This window comes from [Pantoea] beijingensis (assembly GCF_022647505.1).
Classification (GTDB): Bacteria; Pseudomonadota; Gammaproteobacteria; order Enterobacterales; family Enterobacteriaceae; genus Erwinia; species Erwinia beijingensis.
In genome coordinates, this window is sequence record NZ_CP071409.1 from 508,073 (window position 1) to 525,244 (window position 17,172).

Sequence of the window (17,172 nt, forward strand, 5' to 3'; positions counted from 1 at the left end):
ATATCAGAGTCGGAACTCATTACCCAAGTAGACACGCTTAACTTGTTCATCGGACAGGACTTCTTCCGGAGTGCCATGAGCAATCAGACGGCCCTGACTGACGATATAAGCGCGCTCACAAACGGCCAGCGTTTCGCGAACGTTGTGGTCGGTAATTAATACGCCAAGGCCGCTGTCACGCAGGTGCTCAATGATTTTTTTAATATCAATAACGGAGATGGGATCGACACCAGCAAAAGGCTCATCCAGCAGAATAAACTTAGGATTGGCCGCCAGAGCCCGGGCAATTTCCACGCGACGGCGTTCGCCACCGGAGAGCGATTGCCCCATATTGTCACGCAGGTGCTCGATATGAAACTCTTCCATCAGTTCACGAGCGCGATCTTCGCGTTGCTCACTGGTTAAATCATCCCGTATTTGCAAGACGGCCATCAGGTTGTCATACACGCTGAGGCGCCGAAATATCGACGCTTCCTGCGGCAAATAACCGATGCCGCGACGTGCGCGGGCATGTAAGGGCAGGATACTAATATCCTCATCATCGATGACGATACGGCCCGCATCACGCGGAACGATGCCCACAACCATGTAAAACGTCGTGGTCTTACCAGCACCGTTTGGGCCAAGCAGACCGACAATTTCACCCGATTTAACTTCGAGACTGACATCTTCAACTACACGACGGCCTTTATAGGCCTTCGCCAGTTTTTCAGCAATTAATGTTGCCATAGCGAATTAGTTACTCTTTTTTTGGCCATTAGGCTGTGTGCCTTTGTCCTGCAATTGGGAAGGCACGAGTACGGTTGTTACGCGTTTACCCGTGCTGCCATAGGCTTGCATTTTTTGTTCTTTCACCAGATAAGTGATGCGATCGCCTTTGACATTGCTGTCGAGCTGTTCGAGATAGGCGTTACCGGTGAGTTCAACCAGGTCCTTCGCCAACTCATAATGCATTTTTTGCGCGTGCCCCTGTACCGGTTTACCATTGTCTTGCATTTGGTAAAAGGTTGCAGGTACGCCATAGGCATCAACGATGGTCTTATTACTGTCGCCACCAGGACGCGTGACGACCACTTTATCGGCGGTAATTTTTATCGATCCTTGGGTCACAATTACCTTACCGGTAAAGGTGGCTACGTTGCCTTGCATATCAAGTGATTGATTCTCAGAATCAATATTAACCGGCTTGTCCGAGTCACCAGTAAGCGCCAGTGCGGGAACGCTGGTGGCTAAAAGAGCACTAAGCAGAAGTACCTTAAGGCTGTTGTTGTGTATTTTGCATTTCATATGAGGTTTTGACCTTTTCAATCAACTCGGCAGTTTTCGTCCGTAAGTTTCCACGCATCTTCATACCGGTAGAGTTAAAGCTGCGGCCATAAAGTGTGACCTGATCGTCTGATGTCACATCTTGCGTGACCAGGTTGACCTGAGCATTATCGGTTTTGATGCGCTCAAGCTGAGAATCTTTGGTCAGGCTGTTTACTTCAACGTGTCCGTAAAGGAACAGCTTACGATCCTTTGTCAGTTTGGCTTTATCCGCTCTTACCGACCAGGTTGGGATTTTATTGTCGTCATAGGTGGTCATGATGGGATTATCAAACCAACTGACTTCATCCGCTGAAAAGTATGTCACTTTATCAGAGACGAGTTTGTAGCTCAGGCTACCCAATGGGTTGTAGACCACCGTATTGGAGTTTTCACTGGTATAGGTAGGCTCCTGATCGTTACGGGCAACCGGGTCGCTACTGGGATCGCTATCCGTTAGTGTCCAGCCAATTAAAATAATGGCAATTAGCGCCAGTAGCAGCGTAATCCAACGCCTGGTTTTACTCATACAGATTGCCCTTTGGCATCATCAAACTTATCCTGCGCGATTAAAATAATATCGCAAATTTCGCGGACGGCGCCGCGGCCACCCGCAATACGCGTCACATAATTTGCGCGTGGCAGCAATACGGGATGAGCGTCTGCAACCGCTACACTCAAACCCACTTTTTCCATCACTGGCCAGTCAATGAGATCGTCACCAATATAGGCAACCTGTTCCGGGCACAACGACAGTTTATCCAGAAGTTCACTGAAGGCCAAAAGCTTATCCGACTGTCCCTGGTAAAGATGCGTAATGCCCAGAGTTTTGCAGCGGTCTTCCAGTAGTTTTGCCTTGCGACCGGTTATAATAGCCACTTCTATTGATGAGGTCAGCAAGCAGCGCACGCCATAACCATCACGCACGTTGAATGCTTTCAGCTCTTCACCCGCGTTTCCCATATAAATTATGCCGTCTGACATCACGCCATCGACATCACAAATCAACAGTTTAATCTGTTTGGCCCGCGCCATGACTGCCTGGCTAACCGCGCCATAGCAGGTATCAATTACCGAATCCAACTGATCCATTATTTCTGCTTCCTTATCAGACTACGCCGGCGCGCAGCATGTCATGCATATGTACCACACCCAGCAAATGGTCGCCATCAGCAACCATCACTGCCGTAATGTGCTTGGTTTGCATTAGATTTAAGGCATCGACCGCCAACATGGTTGGGCGTACGCGGATACCACCCGGCGTCATCACGCTGGCCACTGAAGCATTCTGAAAATCAATACCCATATCAAAGACCCGACGCAGGTCGCCATCGGTAAATATTCCTTCAATTTTCATTAAGTCATTGACGATTACCGTCATGCCGAGATTTTTACGGGTGATCTCAAGCAATGCATCACGTAGCGAGGCTTCTTTGCTGACGTGGGGGATCTCTTCGCCTTTGTGCATGATATCACTGACGCGCAATAGTAACTTACGGCCAAGCGCACCACCCGGATGCGATAGGGCGAAATCCTCGGCAGTAAATCCGCGAGCTTTCAGCAGTGCAACAGCCAATGCATCTCCCATTACCAGCGTGGCGGTGGTACTGGAAGTGGGCGCTAACCCTAACGGACAGGCTTCCTGCGGTACTTTCACGCAAAGATGCACGTCCGCTGCACGGCCCATGCTACTGTCTGGTCGGCTGGTAATACAAATCAGCGGAACGTGCAGGCGCTTCAGTACCGGGATAAGGGCAAGAATTTCACCCGATTCGCCAGAGTTAGAAATAGCGATGACGATATCATTAGCAGTTACCATGCCCAGATCGCCGTGGCTAGCCTCAGCTGGGTGGACAAAAAAAGCGGGCGTGCCAGTGCTTGCGAAAGTGGCCGCCATTTTTTTACCAATATGCCCTGATTTGCCCATGCCCATCACGATGATTTTGCCTTGGCAATAAAACATCATTTCACAGGCGCGACTGAAATCCTCGTTGATGTATTGATCGAGTTCATCAAGCCCTTGTCGTTCAATATTCAGGACATCTTTGCCCGCTTGCTGAAAATCGAAACCGGGTTCGAGATTGATATGAGACATGCTTTTCAATCCTCTCATCAGAGTACGCCGTTTGGCATCAAGTAAAGTACGGCTACCCAGCCAATAAAGCCGCAAAGTAAAAGTGTGCCCGCCAAGCGACCGATACAACAACGGCGGCGCTGCAGGCAAATGAGCGCGAATAACGTACTCACGCCGAGCATAATCCAGTAATCACGCGCAAACGCATGACCATTAATGCTGCCTGGATGGATGAGCGCCGGAATACCTAACACAATGGCAATATTATAAATGTTTGAGCCGATCAAATTACCAACGGCGATATCATCTTCACCTTTTAATGCGCCTGCAATAACCGTTGCCAGTTCCGGCAAGCTGGTACCAACCGCGATAATAGTTAAGCCGACCACCAATTCGCTGACGCCCAAATAATCGGCGATGACCGTTGCATTGTCGATCACCATACGAGTTGACATCGGCAGTATCACTAGCGCAACGGCTAACCAGAGAAACGCCACGGTATTTCCTGCATCATCGCGTGGCAGTTCTGCCATCTGCTCACGCGTGAGCGTATCGTTATTGTCGCGTTCGGCCCGGCGCGCCATCTTAATGATGAATATCAGATAAACAACCGCCAGGGTGATTAAACCCAGTCCATCGAGTCGGCTTAGATGGTTGTCAAATAGCATCACACCGCACAGAAGGGTAACCAGTAACATCAATGGCAGTTCACGTAGCACCAGGTTTGAGTGTACGGTTAAGGGGTGAAGCAGTGCGGCACTACCTAATATCAGCAGAATATTGGTTATATTCGATCCGATTGCTGTTCCTACAGCGATATCCATTTGCCCGTGAGTTGCCGCGGAGAAAGAGACGATCAGCTCCGGTAGCGAGGTGCCAATACCGACGACAGTAATGCCGATGATGAGTGGTGGGATCCCCAAAGATCGACATAATATAGCGGCACTGAACACCAGACGATCGGCACCATAGGCCAGTAAGACTAAACCGATGACTAACAGCGCTATAGCTAAAAGCATGAAGAATCCTTGAATCGGGTATAATCGTCGGTTGGCCTTGAACGACGTCCAGAGCTAAAAAAGAGAATGGCAGTGATTTTGACGGTCCGTGGGCAAAAAGTAAAACTTATGGCGGTTATTGCCACACATTCGGGGTAAGTTTCTGTAAAAGTGTCATGTATTATCTGTAATACACTACCAACGGCGGTAGATTAATATGCCTGCAACTGGAGAAGAATTAACGATGAGCCAGAAGGAAATGAATCTGGTGGACGTACGCGGAGTCAGTTTTTCGCGTGGCGAACGGCCCATTTTCGATAATATCTCGCTTACGGTGCCAAAAGGGAAAGTTACCGCCATTATGGGGCCTTCAGGTATTGGTAAGACAACGCTGCTGCGTTTAATTGGTGGCCAGCTACAGCCAGATGCCGGTGAAATTTGGTTTAACGGCGACAATATTCCCAGTCTTTCTCGTACGCGTCTTTATGAGGCGCGTAAAAAAATGAGTATGCTGTTCCAATCCGGCGCACTTTTTACCGATCTTACCGTCTATGAGAATGTGGCCTGGCCGCTACGTGAACATATGCGTTTGCCTGCGGCTTTACTCCACAGTACGGTAATGATGAAACTGGAAGCGGTAGGGTTGCGTGGTGCGGCATATCTCAAGCCCTCGGAACTCTCTGGCGGCATGGCGCGACGTGCTGCTCTGGCGCGTGCTATTGCGTTGGAGCCAGAATTGATCATGTTTGATGAGCCCTTTGTTGGCCAGGATCCGATCACCATGGGGGTGCTGGTAAAACTCATCGATGAACTCAACCATTCACTGGGTATGACCTGCATTGTTGTTTCACATGATGTACCAGAAGTCTTGAGCATTGCTGATTACGCCTATATTGTTGCGGGTCAAAAGATTATTGCACAAGGTTCACCTGATGAACTGCAGGACAATGATGATGCACGCGTACGTCAGTTTATTGACGGCGTTGCTGATGGGCCCGTACCCTTTCGTTTCCCCGCTGGGGAGTATCTCACCGATTTAATGGGCGCAGGGAGTTAACAGACTAATGTTACTACGTGCACTGGCGTCTTTTGGACGTCAGGGAATTAATACCTTTGCCTCCTTTGGGCGCGCGGGGCTGATGCTGTTCCACGCGCTGGTTGGCAAACCGGAGTTTCGTAAGCATGCACCGCTATTGATAAAACAGTTATATAGCGTTGGGGTGCTTTCCTTACTGATCATCGTGGTGTCTGGTCTATTTATCGGCATGGTTCTGGGACTTCAGGGCTACCTGGTATTAACCACATATAGTGCTGAAACCAGCCTGGGAATGCTGGTGGCGCTGTCTCTGCTGCGTGAACTTGGGCCGGTGGTTACCGCCTTACTTTTTGCCGGACGCGCTGGCTCTGCCCTGACGGCTGAAATTGGCTTAATGAAGGCGACAGAGCAGCTTTCCAGTATGGAGATGATGGCGGTTGACCCGCTCCGTAGAGTAATTTCTCCTCGGTTCTGGGCTGGATTTATCAGCATGCCACTGCTGGCGCTGATTTTTACCGCTGTTGGTATCTGGGGCGGGTCGCTTGTCGGCGTCAGTTGGAAGGGTATCGATAGCGGTTTCTTCTGGTCAGCGATGCAGAATGCCGTTGATATTCGAGCCGATATTCTCAATTGTGTCATTAAGAGCGCTGTGTTTGCCGTGACGGTGACCTGGATTGCGCTGTTTAACGGTTACGATGCGCTTCCTACCTCGGAAGGAATCAGCCGCGCGACGACACGCACCGTGGTGCATTCATCACTGGCGGTGCTGGGCTTAGATTTTGTGCTGACTGCACTGATGTTTGGGAATTGATTCAATGCAAACCAAGAAAAGTGAAATTTGGGTAGGCGTGTTTATGTTGTTAGCAATTGCAGCCATTGTTTTTCTTTGCCTGCGCGCTGCGGACGTTAAATCACTGGGCACGGACCCCACGTGGAAGTTGTATGCCACCTTTGACAACATCGGCGGTTTGAAAAACAGCTCGCCGGTCAAAATTGGCGGTGTGGTCATTGGGCGAGTGACGAATATCTCACTCGATCCTAAAACCTATTCACCCCGCGTGACGATGGATATTGAAGATAAGTATAACCAAATACCGGATACCAGTTCACTGGCGATTCGTACATCAGGGCTGCTTGGTGAACAATATCTGGCACTTAACGTGGGTTTTGACGATCCCGATATGGGCACGGCAATGCTGAAGAATGGTGACACACTACAGGATACGAAGTCCGCGTTGGTGCTTGAGGATCTGATCGGTCAATTCCTCTATAAGAGCGGCAACGGTGACAATAAAAATGAGCAAGGGCAGGGCACTCCGGCACCGGGAAGTGCATCGACTCCTGCAGCACCTGAACAACCATAAGAGGTCATACGCATGTTTAAACGTTTTTTACTGGTCGCAATGCTGGCAATTGTACCTGTGGCAGCAACGGCAGCCGATCAAAGTAATCCCTATAAGCTGATGAACGAAGCGGCAACGAAAACGTTCACTCGGCTGAAAAATGAGCAACCTCAAATTAAACAGGACCCTAACTCCTTGCGTCAAATCGTACGTGAAGAGTTGTTACCCTATGTACAGATTAAATATGCCGGTGCGTTAGTTCTGGGGCGTTATTATAAAGATGCTACTCCTGCACAGCGTGAAGCCTATTTTGCAGCATTCGGTGATTATCTGGAGCAGGCCTATGGGCAAGCCTTGACGCTGTATAATGGTCAGACTTATCAGGTCGCACCTGAGCAACCGTTGGGTGATGCCAATATTATTGCTATTCGCGTAACAATCATCGATCCTAATGGCCGTCCGCCGGTACGCCTTGATTTCCAGTGGCGTAAAAATACCCGTACTGGTGACTGGCAGGCCTACGATATGATCGCTGAAGGTATCAGTATGATCACCACTAAACAAAATGAGTGGAGTGATACGCTGCGCCAGAAAGGTATTGATGGCCTCACGGCACAGTTGAAGTCATATGCGGCCCAACCCATTAAGTTGGATCAGCAGAAGTAATGGCGGAACAACTGAGCTGGCACGTCGATGCTGTCACGCTGTATCTCAGTGGCAAACTTGATGGCGAGACGCTGTTGCCATTATGGCAACAGCGGGAAACGGTAATGAAACAGATCGAGATCATCGATGTTTCTGCGCTTGAAAGAGTTGATTCTGCGGGGCTCGCGCTGTTGGTTCATCTGAGACAAATCATTCAACAGCAGGGTAAAACTCCGATATTTCAAGGGATCAATGATAAATTACACTCGCTTATTGCCTTGTATAATTTACAGCAGATTATTGTTTCTCCCGCCGTTTCTGACTAGCAACGCGCTATGCGTTTCCTCAAACGTTTACGTCCGTAAGTTACTGTAGGCATGAGGGAATATAGCGCATCCGCCGTGTTTGATATGACGGGTACACAGGCCCCTGCAATAACAGGGGCTTTTGCTTATTTAAGATAAACGCAGTTTCCACTAAGATGTCCCCTGTTTATCATCAACCAAATTAGAAGCGTCATGGAAAATAGTGAAATTCAATCCGTGCTGATGAGCGCGTTATCGTTGCAGGAAGTTCATGTCACGGGAGACGGTAGCCATTTTCAAGTGGTCGCCGTAGGTGAAATGTTTGCTGAATTAAGCCGCGTAAAAAAACAGCAGGCTGTGTATGCACCGTTGATGGAATATATTGCAGATAATCGTATCCACGCGGTTTCAATCAAAACCTATACGCCGGAAGAGTGGGCGCGCGACCGTAAACTCAACGGTTTTTAAGTCATTTTTCCGGCGAATCACTTAAAGGTTTTGCCGGTTGGTAAAGTTTCAGACAACAGAGAGCAGTTGCAATGGATAAATTTCGTGTGCAGGGCCCAACTCAGCTAAGTGGTGAAGTGACCATCTCCGGAGCCAAAAACGCTGCGTTACCCATCCTGTTCGCCGCGCTACTGGCGGAAGAGCCGGTAGAGATTCAGAATGTCCCGAAACTAAAGGACATTGATACCACCATGAAGCTGCTCAGCCAGCTGGGTGTGAAAGCGGAGCGCAACGGTTCTGTGCACCTGGATGCCAGCAATGTCAGTATTTATTGCGCACCTTATGATTTGGTCAAAACAATGCGTGCTTCCATTTGGGCGTTGGGGCCGCTGGTTGCGCGCTTTGGTCAGGGCCAGGTGTCCCTGCCTGGCGGATGTGCGATTGGCGCACGTCCCGTCGACCTGCATATAACTGGCCTGGAGCAGTTAGGGGCTGAGATTAAGCTAGAGGAAGGCTACGTTAAGGCTTCCGTTGACGGGCGTCTTAAAGGCGCGCATATCGTCATGGATAAGGTCAGCGTTGGTGCAACTGTCACCATTATGAGCGCAGCGACTCTGGCAACAGGTACAACCGTCATTGAGAATGCAGCACGCGAACCCGAAATTGTCGACACGGCTAACTTCCTTAATACCTTGGGGGCCAAAATCCGTGGTGCGGGCAGCGATCGTATCACCATTGAGGGCGTCGAGCGCTTAGGTGGTGGCGTTTATCGTGTTCTACCTGATCGTATCGAAACCGGTACTTTCCTGGTTGCAGCTGCGATTTCACGTGGCAAAGTGCTATGTCGCAATACCCAGCCAGATACACTTGATGCCGTATTGGCTAAGCTGCGTGAGGCGGGGGCAGAGATTCAAACCGGCGAAGACTGGATTAGCCTCGATATGCATGGCAAGCGCCCTAAAGCTGTGAATATTCGTACGGCGCCACACCCAGGATTCCCAACCGACATGCAGGCTCAGTTTACGCTACTGAATTTAGTGGCGGAAGGAACCGGCGTTATCACCGAAACCATCTTTGAAAACCGCTTTATGCATGTGCCTGAGCTGATTCGTATGGGCGCGCATGCGGAAGTTGAGAGTAACACGGTGATTTGCCATGGCACTGAGAAGCTGTCCGGTGCGCAGGTTATGGCGACTGACCTGCGGGCGTCAGCGAGCCTGGTGCTTGCGGGCTGTATCGCCGAAGGTACGACGATTGTGGACCGTATTTACCATATCGATCGTGGCTATGAGCATATTGAAGATAAACTGATGGCAATGGGCGCGAATATCCAGCGCGTTAGCGGCGACAGTGTTTAAGCGATAGTCGGTATACTAAGCTCAATACAGAACATGGCCGGATAATATCCGGCCTGTATGTTATCCGCGGATCAGTTTTTTACGATCGATTAGTTGGTGGGTAAATTGATCGTAGTAACGGCTGGGCCAGATAACCGCTGGGTGAATGGAGAGTGCGTCGGCAATAAGCCATTCTCCTTTTGGCCACGGACGTGAGAGTGCGTTTGCCAGCGTGGACGAACATAACCCGGCCTGGCGTGAAACGGCAGCCAGTGAGGTTCCCTTCTTGCGTAGTGCCGCGATAATGTCTGCGGGATGCCAGTCTTTATCCATATTTTCCATCAATCATCCTCCTTGCTTGAATGGCCTGTGTATAAAAAAATCGTGCCACTCAGTAAAAACGCGTATCCCCGTCATGCTTAAAGCTACAGGTTAATGGGCTCACCTGCGCACGCCAATCCCTTACCTGTGTAAGTTCCCGGGGCTTACAGTTTACCGCTGCTTTGTAGCACGAATTATTTTGGTCGTACTCCTTACAGGTAACCGAAGAACATTCGCTATCAATAAAAACAATATGCTTATTGGCGCTTTCAATAGTGTTTATAGCAAATAGGTTCCATAAGTTTCCAGTAATATTTTCAGGTAACGCGTGAGTTTGTGCGGATTCCCGCAAAAGAAAATGAAACAAGGAAATGCGCGCAGGCAGGATGATAGACAGGAGTGAACAGAGAGAATTATTACGGTGCGGGAGTTACCTCCCGCATAGTCTCAGAATTCGCGCTGAACTGACATATGTGCCAGCGCTTCAAGTGCACTGCGCCAAGGCGATTCAGGCAGCACCATCAGTGCGGAAATTGCTTTGTCGGCCTCTTGTTCCGCGCGTATACGGGTCCATTCCAATGAACCGCATTGGCGCATTGTTTCAAGTACGGGTTCCAGTAAATGACGTCCGTTACCTTCTAAAATCGCCTGGCGGATCATTGCCGCTTGTTCTGCGTTACCGTTCTGCATCGCGTGTAGCAAGGGAAGCGTAGGTTTACCTTCACTAAGGTCGTCACCCACATTTTTACCCAGCGTTTTTCCATCGGCGCTGTAATCCAGCAGGTCGTCAATTAGTTGAAAAGCGGTACCGATATAACGACCATAATCCTGTAAGGCACTCTCTTGGGCCGGTGTCGCATCGGCAAGAATCGCTGAAGATTGCGCCGCCGCTTCGAATAGACGCGCGGTTTTGCTGTAGATCACCCGCATGTAACTTTCTTCGGTAATATCCGGGTCGTTGCAGTTCATCAACTGCAGCACCTCGCCTTCAGCGATCACATTTACCGCTTCAGACATCAATGCCAGCACACGCAATGAGCCGATGCTGGTCATCATCTGGAACGCTCGGGTGTAGATGAAATCCCCCACCAATACGCTGGCAGCATTACCGAATGCGGCATTCGCCGTAGCTTTCCCGCGGCGCATATCTGATTCATCTACCACGTCATCATGAAGCAGCGTGGCGGTATGAATAAATTCAATAAGCGCAGCAACGGTAACGTGCTGTTTACCTGTATAATTCAGGGCACGCGCGGCGAGTACTGCGATCATCGGGCGAATGCGTTTCCCCCCACCGCTGATGATGTAGTATCCCAACTGATTGATGAGCGAAACATCTGAATTCAGTTGCTCGAGGATGGTCTCGTTGACGGCCGCCATATCTTGCGCGGTTAATTCATTTATCTGTTCTAAGTTCATCAGTCTGTTCAGCTATCGCTCTGTCCGCTGCTATGATAAGCGTCTTGATTCGGGCTTGTGACAAGTAATGTATTACAGATTGTACTTGAAAAACGAGGCGGATGAACGTCCGGAATCACGCTGCGTTTTTTTTCTGCAATCCTTTGCATTGCACACTTGTCAACGCGAGCGAATTTGCGTAGAATTCGCGCCCTATTGTGAATATTTATAGCGCCGCCTGAAAATTAAAAGAAGGCAAGCGCGGAAAGCGGAGTTTTATATGTACGCGGTTTTCCAAAGTGGTGGTAAACAACACCGAGTCAGCGAAGGTCAGACCGTTCGCCTGGAAAAGTTGGACATCGCAACCGGCGAAACGATTGAATTCGACCAGGTTCTGATGATTGCAAACGGCGAAGATGTTCAGATCGGCGCACCATTAGTTTCTGGTGGCGTGATTAAAGCAGAAATCGTTGCTCACGGTCGTGGCGAGAAAATTAAAATTGTTAAATTTCGTCGTCGTAAACACCACCGTAAGCAGCAAGGCCACCGTCAGTGGTTCACTGATGTGAAAATTACTGGCATCAGCGCCTAAGAGGAGATCTGAAAAATGGCACATAAAAAGGCTGGCGGCTCCACTCGTAACGGTCGCGATTCCAATGCAAAACGCCTCGGCGTTAAGCGTTTCGGTGGTGAAGCAGTTTTAGCTGGTAGCATCATCGTTCGTCAACGTGGTACTAAATTCCACGCAGGTACCAACGTAGGTTGTGGTCGCGACCACACTCTGTTTGCGACCGCAGACGGCAAGGTTAAATTCGAAATTAAAGGCCCGAACAACCGTAAATATATCAGCATCGTTGCTGAGTAAGGTTTTTCGCGTCACAGGTCGCCTTTGCGCTAACCTGTACTGACGAATCTAAGCCCCGCAATTTTTGCGGGGCTTTTTACATTCTGCTGCTGTTATGGTGACTGTTGGTAATGGGGAGTCCGATCCTTTTAACCCGCTAATTGCACGACGTAATATGTTTATTATGGCGACGGCTTTCACCGAAAACCCCGCTTTTTCTGTGCGTTTTATGTACAATGCGCGCGCGGCTTGAAGTATCATGGGTATCAGATGGTGCAAGAGCCGTGATGGTTGGCACCCTGTTTTCCGCACCAGGTCATCGCTTGTGGCCCTGGCGGAATAAACCTGCCCCGGGGCCATCGCTCCGGTCTGCGGGCGAATGATTTACGGAGAAGTAAAATGAAGTTTGTTGATGAAGCGACGATCCTGGTTGTCGCAGGCGATGGCGGGAATGGCTGCGTTAGCTTCCGTCGTGAAAAATATATTCCTAAAGGCGGGCCAGATGGCGGTGATGGCGGAGACGGCGGTGATGTTTATTTAGTTGCTGATGAAAACCTGAATACGTTAATCGATTATCGCTTTGAAAAGTCTTTTCGCGCGGAACGTGGTCAAAATGGGCAAAGCCGTGACTGTACCGGTAAACGCGGTAAAGATATTACCGTTAAGGTGCCTGTCGGAACGCGTGTTATCGATCAGGGAACCGGTGAGACGCTGGGGGATATGACGCGCCATGATCAGACGCTGATGGTCGCGAAGGGCGGTTGGCATGGTTTAGGTAACACCCGCTTTAAATCCTCGGTTAACCGTACTCCGCGTCAGAAAACCATGGGCACGCCAGGTGAGAAGCGTGATTTGCAACTGGAATTGATGCTGCTGGCAGATGTTGGCATGCTCGGTTTGCCTAATGCGGGTAAATCCACCTTTATCCGTGCGGTATCTGCTGCAAAACCGAAAGTCGCCGATTATCCCTTTACTACACTGGTACCAAGCTTGGGCGTTGTCCGTATGGATAGCGAAAAAAGTTTTGTGGTCGCGGACATCCCCGGACTGATTGAAGGTGCGGCGGACGGCGCAGGGCTGGGCATTCGTTTCCTGAAGCATCTTGAGCGTTGCCGCGTGCTGCTGCATCTTATCGATCTTGCTCCTGTCGATGAATCCGATCCGATTGAAAACGCCCGCATCATTCTGGGTGAGCTGGAAAAATATAGTGATAAGCTGTATCAGAAACCACGCTGGCTTGTTTTCAATAAAGTTGACCTGCTGGATGACGAAGAGGCTGAAGCTCGTGCCAAATCTATTGCAGAAGCACTGGGTTGGACAGAAAAGTATTATCTGATCTCTGCGGCAAACCGCGTCGGTGTTAACGCGTTATGCTGGGACGTGATGTCATTTATCATCGCGAATCCCAAAGAGACGGAAGAAGAAGCGAAGAAACCTGAAAAAGTCGAATTCATGTGGGATGACTATCACCGTGAGCAATTAGCAGAGGCTCAGGCTGAAGCGGAAGAAGATGACGACTGGGACGATGACTGGGATGAGGACGACGACGAAGGCGTCGAAATTATTTATCAGCGTTAATTGCATGAAGGGCACGGTATGTGCCCTTCTGTTGGTGGTCCAAACAATTCGGATGCCAGTGATCATTGGGCCACTCATAACATAGCTATTCATGTTGTTCATCGCATTTGTTCTGATAACACACTTTTCCCGTAGCGGCACGAACCGACATGTTTTATCCAATACCTTACTTCCGAATCAATCATTGAGAGTGCAGGGGAGCCAGCAACGGACATTCAACCCGCAGCGATCGTGGCGATTCTTTAACTCAAGTGTGCCTTGATGAATTTGCATGATACGCACCACAATATTGAGCCCCAAACCACTCCCGCCATATCGCTGATCCATTCGCTGAAACGCTTTCGTTAAATTCTGGACACTATCTTCATCTATTCCAGGCCCTTCGTCGCGAACGATGATTTCAACCCCACGATCGCGCGGAAAGAGTAATACGCTAATATGGCTATCTGGTGGGCTGTAACGTGAAGCATTCTCCAGCAAATTACGCAGCAGCAGCCGCAGCAATACCGCATCGCCTTGCACGCTGAGTGGCTGAGGTTGTGGCCATGAGACCGTTTGCTTACGCTGGGCGATCATCTCTTCCATTTCCAGCACCAGCGGCATAATTACATCATTACTGAGGAACACTGATTGATAGTGACCGCTCGCTAATGCATGTCCGGCGCGTGACAGCATTAAAAGCTGTTCGATAACATGCATGAGCTGATCAATGCGAGCGACCAGCATTGCACCTTGTTTAACACCTTGCTGCTCAAGGAGCTCCAGGTGCAGGCGCAGTCCGGCAAGGGGAGTCCGCAATTCGTGTGCCGCATCGGCGGTAAATAAACGCTCTTGTTGGAGAGTATGGTCGAGTCGTGCTAAAAGTTGGTTGAGTGAACCGGTGACGGCAACGATTTCATCCATATCTGAATAGTAGGGCAGCGGGGTAAGATTATTAGCCGAACGCTCTGTAAGGCTGTATTGCAAGGATTTAAGTGGGCGTATAATCCAGCTTATTGCCCAGAATGACAGCAGCAGTGTGAAGCCGACCATCACGATAGAAGGCAATAGCAGTGAAGCGATAGCCTCGCGGATCTCATTTTCAACGTGCTGATTACGGGCCTTCGCGGTCAGCGTTTCATTGACCAAAAAACCAATCTGCTCGCGACTTTCATGCCATAGCCAGATAGCACTCATCAATTGGCAAGTGAGTAATATCAGTGCCAGCATGATCAATAAACGCCGCCGCATACTGTTCATGACTGTTCTTCAAGGCGGTAACCGACGCCGCGTACGGTTTTAATTCTGTCTTTTCCCAGTTTTCGTCGTAGATTGTGGATATGAACTTCCAGCGTGTTTGATCCGGTATCATCCTGCCAGCTATAGAGGTCCTGTTGCAGGGTCTCGCGGTGAACGGTTTGCCCGATACGCATTAACAGGCGCGTCAGCAGGGCAAACTCCTTTGGTGTGATTTCGACGGGCAGATTTTCAACAAAAACCTGCTGCGATGAGAGATTTAACTCAATATCACCGTGCTGCAGGTGATTATCACTACGACCCTGATAGCGTCGGATTAATGCTCTGACGCGAGCTTTTAACTCAACCAGTGCGAACGGTTTGATCAAATAGTCATCTGCGCCAGCGTCCAGCCCATCAACACGATCCTCCAGTGCATCACGTGCGGTAAGGATTAATACGGGTAAATCAATGCCATCTTTACGCCACTGACGCAACAAACTGGCACCGTCACGGTCTGGTAACCCGAGGTCCAGTACAATCATGCTGTATTGGCTACTTTGTAATAGCGCAAGGCTTTGTGCGGCGTTTGCCGCACAATCAATCGCGTAGCCTTCACCTGATAAGGCCAGCGCTAACCCTTCCTGCAACATGAAATCATCTTCAACGATCAGTAATTTCATAGTACTCAATTATTTTGATAAACGTCTCTGTAAAGGCGGCTCTCAAAACGTACCAATGGAATACGACGCGTGCGCTGATCCTGCGGCGGTACAGCATAACCTGAAAGATACTGCACAAAAGCAACGCGCTGACCACTGGCGGTTGTCAGGAAGCCGGCTAAATTATAGACCCCCTGAAGAGAACCCGTTTTCGCTGACAGTTTTCCATCAACGCCAGCCTCATGTAGACCTGCGCGGTAACGTAAAGTGCCATCATAACCAGATAAAGGCAGCATCGAAATTATATTTAGCTGGCTATCGTTTTGGGCAATGTATTGCAGGACCTGCATCATGGTTGCCGGAGAGATCAAATCGTGGCGTGATAAGCCGGAGCCATCGACCTGGATGCTGTTACCCAGATCGATATTCGCTTTCTGGCGCAAAATCTGGCGTACGGCGTCAGAGCCAGCGCGCCATGTTCCTGGTACGCCAAAGCGCTCATGACCAATCGTCCTGAAAACGGTATCAGCAATCATGTTATCTGATTTTTTCAGCATGGTTTTCAGCAAGTTCGACAATGGCGCGGATTGCGTTTGCGCTAATACGGTGCCTGGTGAGGTGACGCGTGTCTGACGGACCAGATGACCGGAATAGTCGATGCCGGCATCTTGCAGTTCAGATTTCAGGATCGCACCGGCGTAACTGGCGCCATCCTGGATAGCGAATGCCAGCGGCAGAGGTTCTGAGCGCTGCGTCATACAACCGGTTAACGTAAAGCGATTCAGTTCGCCAGGCACTACGTCAAGTTCACAATACTGTGCATCGGGCGAGCCTTTCGCCAGCGTACGCACGTTGCTAAACATATTGACTGGGTAATAAGACGCCACGCGAATAAATGCATTATCGTCAGGTTTAGCCGCACTATAAAGCGAAACGGAGAAACAGTTGCGATCCACAATTGCGGCGCCTGGGGGAGCACTGAAACATTGTGTCAGGTCGTTCCATGGCCAGCCTGGTGCTTTATCGTGGCTGGCAAAGACTGACGTATCAATCACCAGATTTCCCTTGATATGCTGTACGCCCTGCTTTTTTAACACGGCGACCATATTACGTAGATCCTGGCGAGTTAGCGTTGGATCGCCACCAAAGCGGGCGGTGAGATCGCCATTCAGAGTACCGCCTGAGAGGGTACCGCGGCTCTCAAGCGTAGTATGAAAACGATAATCCGGCCCCAGTTGGAGCATAGCGGCAAGCGCAGTGACCACCTTCATGGTGCTCGCCGGGAGGGCCATCTGCTGACTGTGGTAATCAATGAGTGGCGTTGTTGCGCCTATTTTTTGTACCACCAGGGCCAAGTTCGCGCCGTCGGGCAAATATTGGCTGTATTCTTCAACAGGAGCAGCGTTTGCTTGCAGCATAAACGCGAAGGTTAATCCGGTAACAAGTCGTGAAAATCGCATAATCTCGCGGTAGCTGGCAGTAAATGAGGTGTCATACTACGGTGCATTGAGGTGTAAAGTAAACGATGACCCATAGGGAACTCTGGGTTAAAATGCGTATCAAAATGCAAAACCGATCCTGGCCTGGGGATAAACTCCGGGTCAGGTTTCTTTTGTTTGCGATTCAGAGGCAAGCGCCGCAGAACGCTTTTTTCTGCAGTCAAC

General features: G+C 49.8%; 21 protein-coding genes. 10 read left to right on the top strand and 11 right to left on the bottom strand.

The features are described from left to right. Positions 1 to 3 precede the first annotated feature (3 nt). From lptB to J1C60_RS02345, 6 genes are read right to left on the bottom strand one after another with little or no spacing between them, the layout of a single operon-like run. Positions 4 to 729 carry an LPS export ABC transporter ATP-binding protein gene (lptB, locus tag J1C60_RS02320; protein WP_128178614.1) on the bottom strand — a complete coding sequence of 242 codons (726 nt, stop codon included), beginning with the start codon at positions 727 to 729 and terminating at the stop codon, positions 4 to 6. Between the two features lie 6 nt (positions 730 to 735). Next, positions 736 to 1,287: a lipopolysaccharide ABC transporter substrate-binding protein LptA gene (gene lptA / locus J1C60_RS02325; RefSeq protein WP_128178613.1), complete on the bottom strand. Its 552-nt coding sequence runs from the start codon at positions 1,285 to 1,287 to the stop codon at positions 736 to 738. Beyond that, a complete protein-coding gene (gene lptC, locus J1C60_RS02330; protein WP_128178612.1) occupies positions 1,256 to 1,834 on the bottom strand; it encodes an LPS export ABC transporter periplasmic protein LptC in 579 nt (192 codons plus the stop codon). The genes lptA and lptC overlap by 32 nt, the downstream gene beginning before the upstream one ends. Beyond that, positions 1,831 to 2,397, bottom strand: coding sequence for a 3-deoxy-manno-octulosonate-8-phosphatase KdsC (gene kdsC, locus J1C60_RS02335; protein ID WP_128178611.1), 567 nt, complete (start codon positions 2,395 to 2,397; stop codon positions 1,831 to 1,833). The genes lptC and kdsC overlap by 4 nt, the downstream gene beginning before the upstream one ends. A gap of 16 nt (positions 2,398 to 2,413) precedes the next feature. Then, on the bottom strand, positions 2,414 to 3,400 hold the full coding sequence (kdsD, locus tag J1C60_RS02340) for an arabinose-5-phosphate isomerase KdsD (RefSeq protein WP_128178610.1): 987 nt from the start codon (positions 3,398 to 3,400) through the stop codon (positions 2,414 to 2,416). A 17-nt stretch (positions 3,401 to 3,417) separates the two neighbouring features. Then, positions 3,418 to 4,398 carry a calcium/sodium antiporter gene (locus J1C60_RS02345; protein WP_128178609.1) on the bottom strand — a complete coding sequence of 327 codons (981 nt, stop codon included), beginning with the start codon at positions 4,396 to 4,398 and terminating at the stop codon, positions 3,418 to 3,420. A gap of 223 nt (positions 4,399 to 4,621) precedes the next feature. Here J1C60_RS02345 and mlaF point away from each other — a divergent pair, with 223 nt between their 5' ends. The 7 genes from mlaF to murA all read left to right on the top strand — a co-directional run bounded on the left by mlaF (position 4,622) and on the right by murA (position 9,511). Next, entirely contained in the window at positions 4,622 to 5,434 is an 813-nt protein-coding gene (mlaF, locus tag J1C60_RS02350; protein WP_128178608.1) for a phospholipid ABC transporter ATP-binding protein MlaF, read from the top strand. 7 nt (positions 5,435 to 5,441) lie between these two features. Then, positions 5,442 to 6,224 (top strand): lipid asymmetry maintenance ABC transporter permease subunit MlaE, encoded by a 783-nt coding sequence (mlaE, locus tag J1C60_RS02355; RefSeq protein WP_128178607.1) that lies wholly within the window; start codon positions 5,442 to 5,444, stop codon positions 6,222 to 6,224. A 4-nt stretch (positions 6,225 to 6,228) separates the two neighbouring features. Continuing rightward, positions 6,229 to 6,777: an outer membrane lipid asymmetry maintenance protein MlaD gene (gene mlaD, locus J1C60_RS02360; protein WP_128178606.1), complete on the top strand. Its 549-nt coding sequence runs from the start codon at positions 6,229 to 6,231 to the stop codon at positions 6,775 to 6,777. Positions 6,778 to 6,789: 12 nt separating this feature from the next. After that, positions 6,790 to 7,422, top strand: coding sequence for a phospholipid-binding protein MlaC (gene mlaC, locus J1C60_RS02365; protein WP_128178605.1), 633 nt, complete (start codon positions 6,790 to 6,792; stop codon positions 7,420 to 7,422). After that, positions 7,422 to 7,727, top strand: a complete 306-nt coding sequence (mlaB, locus tag J1C60_RS02370) for a lipid asymmetry maintenance protein MlaB (protein ID WP_128178604.1) — start codon at positions 7,422 to 7,424, stop codon at positions 7,725 to 7,727. The genes mlaC and mlaB overlap by 1 nt, the downstream gene beginning before the upstream one ends. Before the next feature lie 192 nt (positions 7,728 to 7,919). Beyond that, on the top strand, positions 7,920 to 8,174 hold the full coding sequence (gene ibaG / locus J1C60_RS02375) for a BolA family iron metabolism protein IbaG (RefSeq protein WP_128178603.1): 255 nt from the start codon (positions 7,920 to 7,922) through the stop codon (positions 8,172 to 8,174). Between the two features lie 71 nt (positions 8,175 to 8,245). After that, the gene (gene murA, locus J1C60_RS02380; RefSeq protein ID WP_128178602.1) at positions 8,246 to 9,511 is read left to right on the top strand and encodes a UDP-N-acetylglucosamine 1-carboxyvinyltransferase; all 1,266 of its coding nucleotides are present in this window, start codon (positions 8,246 to 8,248) and stop codon (positions 9,509 to 9,511) included. Positions 9,512 to 9,571: 60 nt separating this feature from the next. Here murA and J1C60_RS02385 read toward each other — a convergent pair whose 3' ends face one another. Together J1C60_RS02385 and ispB are read right to left on the bottom strand one after the other, a co-directional pair. Further along, entirely contained in the window at positions 9,572 to 9,832 is a 261-nt protein-coding gene (locus J1C60_RS02385; RefSeq protein ID WP_128178601.1) for a helix-turn-helix domain-containing protein, read from the bottom strand. Positions 9,833 to 10,258: 426 nt separating this feature from the next. Further along, complete coding sequence (gene ispB, locus J1C60_RS02390; protein WP_128178600.1) at positions 10,259 to 11,230, bottom strand: octaprenyl diphosphate synthase; 972 nt, start codon at positions 11,228 to 11,230, stop codon at positions 10,259 to 10,261. Positions 11,231 to 11,489: 259 nt separating this feature from the next. Between ispB and rplU the strand changes: the two genes are divergently transcribed. The 3 genes from rplU to cgtA all read left to right on the top strand — a co-directional run bounded on the left by rplU (position 11,490) and on the right by cgtA (position 13,631). Then, entirely contained in the window at positions 11,490 to 11,801 is a 312-nt protein-coding gene (gene rplU, locus J1C60_RS02395) for a 50S ribosomal protein L21 (RefSeq protein WP_128178599.1), read from the top strand. A gap of 15 nt (positions 11,802 to 11,816) precedes the next feature. Beyond that, on the top strand, positions 11,817 to 12,074 hold the full coding sequence (rpmA, locus tag J1C60_RS02400) for a 50S ribosomal protein L27 (RefSeq protein ID WP_128178598.1): 258 nt from the start codon (positions 11,817 to 11,819) through the stop codon (positions 12,072 to 12,074). Between the two features lie 378 nt (positions 12,075 to 12,452). Continuing rightward, on the top strand, positions 12,453 to 13,631 hold the full coding sequence (cgtA, locus tag J1C60_RS02405) for an Obg family GTPase CgtA (protein ID WP_128178597.1): 1,179 nt from the start codon (positions 12,453 to 12,455) through the stop codon (positions 13,629 to 13,631). A 177-nt stretch (positions 13,632 to 13,808) separates the two neighbouring features. On the opposite strand, the gene pmrB is transcribed toward cgtA, so the two are convergent. Genes pmrB through dacB form a run of 3 tightly spaced genes read right to left on the bottom strand, consistent with a single transcriptional unit; the run spans position 13,809 to position 16,968 of the window. After that, positions 13,809 to 14,870 (bottom strand): two-component system sensor histidine kinase PmrB, encoded by a 1,062-nt coding sequence (pmrB, locus tag J1C60_RS02410; RefSeq protein WP_128178596.1) that lies wholly within the window; start codon positions 14,868 to 14,870, stop codon positions 13,809 to 13,811. Beyond that, positions 14,867 to 15,529, bottom strand: coding sequence for a two-component system response regulator PmrA (gene pmrA, locus J1C60_RS02415; RefSeq protein WP_128178595.1), 663 nt, complete (start codon positions 15,527 to 15,529; stop codon positions 14,867 to 14,869). Before pmrA ends, pmrB begins: the two co-directional genes overlap by 4 nt. Positions 15,530 to 15,534: 5 nt before the next feature. After that, positions 15,535 to 16,968: a serine-type D-Ala-D-Ala carboxypeptidase gene (dacB, locus tag J1C60_RS02420; protein ID WP_128178594.1), complete on the bottom strand. Its 1,434-nt coding sequence runs from the start codon at positions 16,966 to 16,968 to the stop codon at positions 15,535 to 15,537. Between the last annotated feature and the right edge of the window lie 204 nt (positions 16,969 to 17,172).

Bases quoted from the DNA above. Each gene is read 5' to 3' on its own strand.
- kdsD (WP_128178610.1), bottom strand. From the start codon at position 3,400: ATGTCTCATATCAATCTCGAACCCGGTTTCGATTTTCAGCAAGCGGGC.
- dacB (WP_128178594.1), bottom strand. From the start codon at position 16,968: ATGCGATTTTCACGACTTGTTACCGGATTAACCTTCGCGTTTATGCTG.
- mlaB (WP_128178604.1), top strand. From the start codon at position 7,422: ATGGCGGAACAACTGAGCTGGCACGTCGATGCTGTCACGCTGTATCTC.
- rplU (WP_128178599.1), top strand. From the start codon at position 11,490: ATGTACGCGGTTTTCCAAAGTGGTGGTAAACAACACCGAGTCAGCGAA.
- pmrB (WP_128178596.1), bottom strand. From the start codon at position 14,870: ATGAACAGTATGCGGCGGCGTTTATTGATCATGCTGGCACTGATATTA.
- cgtA (WP_128178597.1), top strand. From the start codon at position 12,453: ATGAAGTTTGTTGATGAAGCGACGATCCTGGTTGTCGCAGGCGATGGC.
- kdsC (WP_128178611.1), bottom strand. From the start codon at position 2,397: ATGGATCAGTTGGATTCGGTAATTGATACCTGCTATGGCGCGGTTAGC.
- mlaC (WP_128178605.1), top strand. From the start codon at position 6,790: ATGTTTAAACGTTTTTTACTGGTCGCAATGCTGGCAATTGTACCTGTG.
- mlaD (WP_128178606.1), top strand. From the start codon at position 6,229: ATGCAAACCAAGAAAAGTGAAATTTGGGTAGGCGTGTTTATGTTGTTA.
- lptC (WP_128178612.1), bottom strand. From the start codon at position 1,834: ATGAGTAAAACCAGGCGTTGGATTACGCTGCTACTGGCGCTAATTGCC.
- ibaG (WP_128178603.1), top strand. From the start codon at position 7,920: ATGGAAAATAGTGAAATTCAATCCGTGCTGATGAGCGCGTTATCGTTG.
- mlaF (WP_128178608.1), top strand. From the start codon at position 4,622: ATGAGCCAGAAGGAAATGAATCTGGTGGACGTACGCGGAGTCAGTTTT.
- rpmA (WP_128178598.1), top strand. From the start codon at position 11,817: ATGGCACATAAAAAGGCTGGCGGCTCCACTCGTAACGGTCGCGATTCC.
- pmrA (WP_128178595.1), bottom strand. From the start codon at position 15,529: ATGAAATTACTGATCGTTGAAGATGATTTCATGTTGCAGGAAGGGTTA.
- mlaE (WP_128178607.1), top strand. From the start codon at position 5,442: ATGTTACTACGTGCACTGGCGTCTTTTGGACGTCAGGGAATTAATACC.
- J1C60_RS02385 (WP_128178601.1), bottom strand. From the start codon at position 9,832: ATGGAAAATATGGATAAAGACTGGCATCCCGCAGACATTATCGCGGCA.
- lptB (WP_128178614.1), bottom strand. From the start codon at position 729: ATGGCAACATTAATTGCTGAAAAACTGGCGAAGGCCTATAAAGGCCGT.
- J1C60_RS02345 (WP_128178609.1), bottom strand. From the start codon at position 4,398: ATGCTTTTAGCTATAGCGCTGTTAGTCATCGGTTTAGTCTTACTGGCC.
- murA (WP_128178602.1), top strand. From the start codon at position 8,246: ATGGATAAATTTCGTGTGCAGGGCCCAACTCAGCTAAGTGGTGAAGTG.
- lptA (WP_128178613.1), bottom strand. From the start codon at position 1,287: ATGAAATGCAAAATACACAACAACAGCCTTAAGGTACTTCTGCTTAGT.
- ispB (WP_128178600.1), bottom strand. From the start codon at position 11,230: ATGAACTTAGAACAGATAAATGAATTAACCGCGCAAGATATGGCGGCC.